Raw genomic sequence first — 6,817 nt, 5'->3', positions numbered from 1 at the left:
GCTCGATCAAGACGGCTACCGCGCACTCAACATCGCCGGCGGACCCGGAGCCAAGGTGGCCTGAGCCGCCCTGTTCGCTACCTGTTCAGCTTACCGCTGTCCGTGTCACAAACCTTGAGGTGCTCCCGAGTCGCGCGCCAACCTCGTGATCGAAGATATGATCCCGACGCCGAACGAAGATGCGTTTTTCGACATGCTGCTGGGTGAAGGCGTGTCCCCTCCCCTCGTGTCGCAAATCCTGCTCCGGCTGCTCGATCATCCCGACGCCGACCGCGCGTTGCCGGTCACGCCAATCGGCGTGACCGGCTGATGGCGGGGCCGGTCATCGGCGGGCGTCGCCCGATAAGCTGGCGGCTCGCGATCGTCGTGGCCGTGGTGGTGCTGTTCGCAAGCAACGCCTGGCTCAAGGGCATCTTCGGCTATGGCGAGATTGCGACCGACATTCCGTTCCTGCTGTTCGGCCTGATCCTGTTCTTCACCTGGCGCACCAACCGGCGCGCCGCCAACCGGCAAAGCGAGCTGCTCGGCTCCGCCCGCTTCGGCGACCGTGCCGACGTGCGGAAGCTGGAAGCGAACGGGGATCTCCTGATCGGCCGCTCGGCGAAGTCGGGCAAGCTGCTGCGCTATGACGGCGCGGCGCATCTGCTGACGATGGCCCCGACCCGCTCGGGCAAGGGCGTCGGCACGATCATCCCCAATCTGCTGCTGATCGATCGCTCGGTGATCTGCATCGACCCCAAGGGTGAGAACGCCCGCGTCACCGCCCGCGCGCGGGCAACCAAGGGGCCGGTCTGGTGCCTCGATCCGTTCGGCGTGTCGGGCCGGACCCCTGCCCGCTACAACCCGCTCGACCGGCTCGATCCCGCCAGCCTCGATCTCGCGGAAGATGCCAACACGCTCGCCGACGCGCTGGTCCACGACGCACCGGGACAATCGGGCGACGCCCATTGGAACGAGGAAGCCAAGGCGCTCATCGCCGGGCTGATCCTGCACGTCGTCACCACCGAGCTCGCCGATCGCCGCACGCTCGCGACGGTGCGCGATTATCTGACCCTGGCTCCTGCCGGATTCGCCGCGCTGCTCACTGCGATGCAGGACAGCACCGGCGCCGGTGGCCTGGTCGCGCGAGCCGCCAACCGCCAGCTCGGCAAGTCCGATCGCGAAGCCGCCGGCGTGCTGTCCTCGGCGCAACGCCACACCCACTTTCTCGACAGCCCTCGCATCGTCGCCAGCACGGCCGCGTCGGATTTCACGTTCGCGGGATTGAAGGATGCGACCGCCACGGTGTTCCTGTGCCTGCCGCCCGATCGGCTCGATACCTATGCGCGCTGGCTGCGGCTGCTGGTGAGCCAGGCCGTCACCGACATGGCGCGATCGACCGCCCGCCCTGCCCAGCCGGTGCTGTTCCTGCTGGACGAGTTCGCCGCGCTCGGCCGACTGGAGCCGGTCGAGCGCGCGATGGGTCTGATGGCGGGCTATGGCCTCCAGCTCTGGCCGATCCTCCAGGACATGCACCAGCTCCGCGCCAACTATGGCGAGCGCGCCGGCACATTCATGTCCAACGCGGGCGTGATCCAAGCGTTCGGGGTCAACGATCATGCCACCGCCGATATGCTCTCCAAAACGATCGGCGATACGACGCTGGAATATGATACCGTCAGCACGTCGCGCGGGATCGGCTGGGGCGAAAATCGCGCCGGCCCCTCCGAAAGCGTCAGCGCCCACGTCACCGCCCGGCGGCTCGCCACGCCCGACGAAATCATGCGGATGCAGCCCGACCAGCTCCTCCTGCTGCGCCAAGGCGAACACCCGCTCGCGGTCGAAAAAATCCGCTATTACGACCAGCGCGAGTTCGCCGGGTTGTTCGATCTGGCCTGAACGGTCGCCGAAAGCACGAAGTTCACACACCCCCGGCCGGAAGTTGGACCCGCCACGGGTAGCAGCCGCGGCGGGTCCGGTCGCGATCGCTGGGCAGCTCGCTTCGCACGTTATAGTCGATCTGACCAGTTAGCGCGAGGGACCGCGCTGGCGCTGCCCTGGCCCTTGTAGGGCTCCCGCCCTCTCCTCGCCTCTCAATCGGCGCTCACGGCCTGGAAATCCGGTCCTGCGACCGATTTGCCGGTCACTGTCGCTCGAAGTCGAAGCGCCGCCGGTCGCGCTTGGCTTTCCCGGAAAGCCTGCGGCGCTTGCGCCGCCTTGGTGACGCCGAAGGCGGCACGCAACAAAAGCGCATCGGCCGTTAGGCCGATTCCGTTTGCCCCCTCCTCTTTCGGACGTGTGATGCCGTTGATGGTGGGAGTTGCCGTTGCCCGGTCTAACAGGGCTGTCGTTGTCCTAGCGGTGCCGCTCGGGGTTAAGTGATTCTGTTAAATAGGAATCGTTAAGAAGGTTAAGGGTCGCGAAAAGCGGAATCTCCGCTTTGTTGTCAGTTGGTTACGAAGGTGCCTGGTGGGTGAAACCCCGTGATTCGGTGTGTGATCCCCCGATAGTGCGGTGGGTGATCCCCCGAAGCGATGGTGGGTGAAACCCCGACTCCGCCGATCCTGAAAAGCGGCTTTCCGGGCCGGTTATCCACAAGCTGGCGGGCGGTTCGGCCCCGATCGCGGTGCGGCGAGGCTGGCGGGTCGACTCGGGCCGGTGGGTGAAACCCCGATAGTGATGGTTGCGGTGGGTGAAACCCCGATAGTCAGCGCCGCCCGGCGAGCCGGTCCATACGGGCGTCCACCTCCTCGGTGCGCCGGCGATCGGCGTCAACGCGGGCGCGCCGCTCGTCCTCGGCGCGCATCTTTTCAGCCAGCGCCAGCGCCTCGGCCTCGCCGCGCCGTCTGAACAGCACGGCGGGGCTTTTGTCGGCCGTCTCGGTCGTCTCCATCGTATAGTCGGGGAGCTGGTCGGCCTCGATCACCCGCCGGAGCATCCGATTGAACTCCTTGGGCTGGGCATCGCTGCCGGTCTTATCGCGTAGCAGCTCCACCCGGCACACCCACCCACCCTGCTGCGAGCCGACATGCTTGCGCGCGATGCGATACAGCGCCCGCTCCAACCCACCGGACAGCAGGAAGTAATCGGGGTGCATGGTGAGCAACGACTTCTCGTTGACGATCCCCTCGTAAACCCAATCCGAGAGCGTCAGCGTCATGCCGCGCGGCTGCTCGGTCTCGGCGTCGGTGTCGAAGGTCCAGCTATCGAGCCAGTTGAACCCGGCCTTCTGCCGGCGCGCCGATGCGCGGATCGAGGTCGTGATGGAAGTCGTCTGGAGCCGGAGCAATGCCGCCTGCAGCTCCTGATAGTCCCTGCCCCCGGTGCTGCGCTTGATCGCCCGCAACAGGTCGTAGGGCGTCGTGGTCAGCGTGCGCGGCAGGTCGTTCAAGCCCTGCTGCTTCATGCGGTTGAGCGTGGACGCCGCCCAAATCAGAATATCGGCGTCCCATATCGTCGCCATGCCGTAGTCGGGGATGGCCTGCACCCGCACCCATGCCTCGCCGTCCGGGCTGCGATACTCGATCGGCTTCAACCGCTTGCGCTTCTGGAGCGAGAAGAACGGCCGCTCCATGACCTCGCGCTGGTCGCGGAGCGGAAGGTCGCCCAGCGCCGGAATGAACAGGTCGAACTCGGGGTTGGGATCGCGCCGCTTGCTCACGGCGCGAACCTGGTGTGGCCCCGCTTGACCAGATACTGGCGGAGTAGGCGTTCGGTGATGACGGTGAGCGGCTCCCCGCCCTCCTCGACGCTGAGCTGGCGCAACGCGCGGTGCATGTCCTCGGGAATGTGGATCAGCACCGGCTTCTTGCCCGGATGGCTGCTGCGCCGCGCCGGCGTCGCCGGGGCGGGCGTGTCGGCCGAACGCCGCGATCGGCGCGGCGCTGCCGACCGCTGTGGCTCGGGGGCCGGCGCGATAACGGGAGCCGGTGCCGGTTCCTCGGCCTCGTCATCGAAGATGCTGGCGAGCGCGGAAGGCTTCTTCGCCATTATGCCGCCTCGCTTACTGGCTTAGTCGTAAAGCCGCTTAGTCGCTTAGCCTCGGCATAGGCGGCGCGCAGCTCGGCCGCGGCCTTGCCGTCCGGTTCGGTCTCGGCTGCGGTGCGTCCAAGCGGGGTTGCCTTGTAGAAGTCCTTGCGGAAGTGAAGGCGGCTGTCGAACATCGTCACCCCCTTTGCCGCGAACCCGGCATGGGCCTCCTGCCCCTCCCCGCCCTGGTGCGGAACCTGGGTGAGAATGACGGCGAAGGGGGTGCCGGCCTGCTGCACCTGCTTGACGGTCTGCAACACCGAATGAACGTCCAGCCCGCGCGGCGCGACGGGGATGATGACGAAATCCGCCTGCTCGGCCGCGAGCATGGCGATGTCCTTGGAGTTCGCCGGCGTGTCGATGACGATAAGGTCGATCTTGCCGCTGCCGCGCCCGCGCGAGACGTGGAGCGGCAGGCCGGCGACGCTGCTGTCCTTCACCGTCACGTCGTCGTCGTCGCGGCGCTCCGACCAGTAGAGCGCCGAACCTTGCCGGTCGTCGGCGTCGAGGATGACGACGGACGCCCCTTCCCGCGCCGCCTCGACGGCGAACCCGGTCGAGAGGGTGGTCTTGGATTGCCCACCCTTTTGCGCGATCACGGCCCATACCTGCATCGCTGTTCTCCCACTAAGCGGCTAAGCGACTTATGCCGCTTAGCCGCTTAGTCGTAAAGGGTCTTAGTAGCTTAGCTTTCGTCCGGGTCGAGCGGATCGTGCTGCATCGGCCCATGCCCGGCGATCGGGCAGAGGGGCGCGCCCGCCGTCTCCAGCCATTTGCGCGCGGTCCGCACCGTATAGCCGCACGTCGCGCACTCGCATTTGAGCATCCGCGCCGCCTGCTTCTTGGGGGCGGTGGTTTCGCCGCCGGTGTCGAGCCGGGCATGGGGGAGGGGGCCTGCGGCGGTGAGGATCGGCGTGACGGTAGTAAGGAAGGCGTCGCCCGGCGTGGTGGCGCGCATCGGGCCGACCAGCCCCAGCCCGACCGCGACCCGTTTAAACGCCTTCCCATGTCCGGCCGCGATCCCGACCGCGGCGTGGACCAGCTCGTGCGCGAGAACCGCGGCAATCTGCGCGGGCATCGCGTCGGGGGCGTGCGCCAAGTCCGGCCGGATGAATATCTCGAAATGCCCGTCGCCGCTGCGCCGGTTATCCCAGCACTCGCCGATCGCACGGCCCTTCGCGCCCCGGCTGGTGAAGCCGATCGCGACACGCACGCGCGAGGGTAGGGGGGTGTCCAGCGCGTCGAACAGCGGGGCCATGCCGATCGCCACCCGGTTCAACCAGCTCTCGCGATTGTCCTGCTCCATGATCTTCTCCCTTCAAATCGCCCTTGGGCGATGGCCTCGCCATCGGCCCTGCCTCGTGGCGAACAGCGGGGGAGAGGGGGGCAATGGGAATCTGCCGGGGTGGTGCGGGCGCAGGCGCTAGCCGAGCCACGGCCCGGCTGATTGCCGTTGCTGGGGAGAGGGGGCGGCGCTCCCTTTCCCCACCTGACGGAGATCTTCGCCGGCATCGCCGGCGTCCGCCTGGGCGGGGCGCACCCCGCCCGCGCGAGCGATCGTTGCCCGTCAGGGGCGAGACGCCGCTAGGCGGCTCGATCGGAGCGTGAGCGGAGATAGAGCGCGGTCCCGCACGGGACGCGCTCACGCCCGCGCAACTATTCCCTACCGCTTGGGTTTATGCTACACCGGCCTATGCCCGTCGTGTTCCGTATTGGTGGCCTGCGGGTCGTGATCTGGCCCAACGATCACCGCCCGGCGCACGTTCATGTGAAGGGCGCGGACGGGGAAGCGGTGTTCAACCTGAACTGCCCCGCCGGACCGCCCGAGCTGCGCGACAGCTACGGTTTCAAGCTGTCGGACGTGAACCGGATCGAGGCGGCGCTGGCGGAGGTGGTGCCAATGCTGTGCGAGGAATGGAGGACGATACATGGCGATTACTGAGCAGGAGCTGGCGCAAGCCGAAGCCCGCATGGCGGAAACTCGCGCCGCGGGCCATGCCGTGTCCGCCCGCTATGATCGCCGGCGCTCGCGCGTGGTGGTCGCCCTCAACACCGGGGTCGAGCTGACTTTCCCGACGCAGCTCGCCGAAGGTCTGGCTGATGCCTCGCCCGACAACCTCGCCGATATTGAGATCAGCCCGGCCGGGCTGGGGCTGCACTGGCCCAAGCTCGACGCGGACCTCTACGTTCCGGCGCTGCTCCAGGGCGTGTTCGGATCGAAGAAGTGGATGGCCCGCCAGCTCGGCGCGGAAGGGGGACGAGCGCGCACGGCCGTCAAGATCGCCGCCTCGCGCGCGAACGGCCGCAAGGGCGGTCGTCCCCGCAAGGTCGCACTGGCCTAATCGAGCGGGTCAGGCGGACTCGAACAAAGGCAGCGGCTCGATCGCGCGCGCCGGCACGGGCTGATAGACGCCGATCGTCACCCACTCCGGCCGCCAATCGACCGTCACCGTGTCGCCGGCGATGCGCGTGATCCCCGCGCCCTCGATCTCGACCTGGTAGTGGAAGTGGTCGCCTTCGGGGTCGTATTCGCCGGCGATCAACGTGCCGTCGCTGATCGCGAGATGAAAGCGGTCCTCGTCACCGTCGAAGGGGATGCACAATTCCATCTCGACGTCGCCGGTGATGCTCAGGCGCTCGGGGGAAAGCGGGGTGATGGTAATGGTCATGCGATTCTCCGTCCTAGGGTCAGGACTCGTTGATCAGAGCCAGAAGATGACTGTCGCAGCGAGGGCGACGGCGGAAAAGAAGGCTGTGGGGCAGCGATCGTAGCGGGTGGCGACGCGCCGCCAATCCTTGAGGCGGCCGA

General features: G+C 67.4%; 9 protein-coding genes and 1 pseudogene. 4 read left to right on the top strand and 6 right to left on the bottom strand.

The window, feature by feature from the left end:
• Nucleotides 1–157: 157 nt before the first annotated feature.
• On the top strand, nt 158–310 hold the full coding sequence (locus HBH26_RS20100; RefSeq protein ID WP_239024959.1) for a hypothetical protein: 153 nt from the start codon (nt 158–160) through the stop codon (nt 308–310).
• Nucleotides 310–1,878 (top strand): type IV secretory system conjugative DNA transfer family protein, encoded by a 1,569-nt coding sequence (locus tag HBH26_RS20095; protein ID WP_168136346.1) that lies wholly within the window; start codon nt 310–312, stop codon nt 1,876–1,878. Before HBH26_RS20100 ends, HBH26_RS20095 begins: the two co-directional genes overlap by 1 nt.
• Before the next feature lie 808 nt (nt 1,879–2,686).
• On the opposite strand, the gene HBH26_RS20090 is transcribed toward HBH26_RS20095, so the two are convergent.
• From HBH26_RS20090 to HBH26_RS20075, 4 genes are all read right to left on the bottom strand, one after another.
• Nucleotides 2,687–3,640, bottom strand: a complete 954-nt coding sequence (locus tag HBH26_RS20090; protein WP_168136345.1) for a replication initiator protein A — start codon at nt 3,638–3,640, stop codon at nt 2,687–2,689.
• Nucleotides 3,637–3,969 carry a hypothetical protein gene (locus HBH26_RS20085; RefSeq protein WP_168136344.1) on the bottom strand — a complete coding sequence of 111 codons (333 nt, stop codon included), beginning with the start codon at nt 3,967–3,969 and terminating at the stop codon, nt 3,637–3,639. Before HBH26_RS20085 ends, HBH26_RS20090 begins: the two co-directional genes overlap by 4 nt.
• Complete coding sequence (locus tag HBH26_RS20080) at nt 3,969–4,622, bottom strand: ParA family protein (RefSeq protein WP_168136343.1); 654 nt, start codon at nt 4,620–4,622, stop codon at nt 3,969–3,971. Before HBH26_RS20080 ends, HBH26_RS20085 begins: the two co-directional genes overlap by 1 nt.
• A gap of 71 nt (nt 4,623–4,693) precedes the next feature.
• Nucleotides 4,694–5,314 (bottom strand): SprT family zinc-dependent metalloprotease, encoded by a 621-nt coding sequence (locus HBH26_RS20075; protein WP_168136342.1) that lies wholly within the window; start codon nt 5,312–5,314, stop codon nt 4,694–4,696.
• A 387-nt stretch (nt 5,315–5,701) separates the two neighbouring features.
• Between HBH26_RS20075 and HBH26_RS20070 the strand changes: the two genes are divergently transcribed.
• The gene (locus tag HBH26_RS20070; RefSeq protein ID WP_007406241.1) at nt 5,702–5,950 is read left to right on the top strand and encodes a DUF4160 domain-containing protein; all 249 of its coding nucleotides are present in this window, start codon (nt 5,702–5,704) and stop codon (nt 5,948–5,950) included.
• Nucleotides 5,937–6,350, top strand: coding sequence for a DUF2442 domain-containing protein (locus HBH26_RS20065; protein ID WP_168136341.1), 414 nt, complete (start codon nt 5,937–5,939; stop codon nt 6,348–6,350). Before HBH26_RS20070 ends, HBH26_RS20065 begins: the two co-directional genes overlap by 14 nt.
• Nucleotides 6,351–6,359: 9 nt before the next feature.
• Here HBH26_RS20065 and HBH26_RS20060 read toward each other — a convergent pair whose 3' ends face one another.
• Nucleotides 6,360–6,677, bottom strand: a complete 318-nt coding sequence (locus HBH26_RS20060) for a hypothetical protein (RefSeq protein ID WP_168136340.1) — start codon at nt 6,675–6,677, stop codon at nt 6,360–6,362.
• Between the two features lie 33 nt (nt 6,678–6,710).
• A pseudogene (locus tag HBH26_RS20055) lies at nt 6,711–6,817 on the bottom strand (IS5 family transposase); the annotation flags it as partial.

Origin of the sequence: Sphingomonas corticis (assembly GCF_012035195.1) — a bacterium.
Lineage (GTDB): Bacteria > Pseudomonadota > Alphaproteobacteria > Sphingomonadales > Sphingomonadaceae > Sphingomonas > Sphingomonas corticis.
Note: the sequence above shows the minus strand (reverse complement) of the source record. Positions and strands in the feature narration are given on the sequence as shown.

Bases quoted from the DNA above. Each gene is read 5' to 3' on its own strand.
- HBH26_RS20100 (WP_239024959.1), top strand. From the start codon at position 158: ATGATCCCGACGCCGAACGAAGATGCGTTTTTCGACATGCTGCTGGGT.
- HBH26_RS20095 (WP_168136346.1), top strand. From the start codon at position 310: ATGGCGGGGCCGGTCATCGGCGGGCGTCGCCCGATAAGCTGGCGGCTC.
- HBH26_RS20085 (WP_168136344.1), bottom strand. From the start codon at position 3,969: ATGGCGAAGAAGCCTTCCGCGCTCGCCAGCATCTTCGATGACGAGGCC.
- HBH26_RS20080 (WP_168136343.1), bottom strand. From the start codon at position 4,622: ATGCAGGTATGGGCCGTGATCGCGCAAAAGGGTGGGCAATCCAAGACC.
- HBH26_RS20075 (WP_168136342.1), bottom strand. From the start codon at position 5,314: ATGGAGCAGGACAATCGCGAGAGCTGGTTGAACCGGGTGGCGATCGGC.
- HBH26_RS20070 (WP_007406241.1), top strand. From the start codon at position 5,702: ATGCCCGTCGTGTTCCGTATTGGTGGCCTGCGGGTCGTGATCTGGCCC.
- HBH26_RS20065 (WP_168136341.1), top strand. From the start codon at position 5,937: ATGGCGATTACTGAGCAGGAGCTGGCGCAAGCCGAAGCCCGCATGGCG.
- HBH26_RS20060 (WP_168136340.1), bottom strand. From the start codon at position 6,677: ATGACCATTACCATCACCCCGCTTTCCCCCGAGCGCCTGAGCATCACC.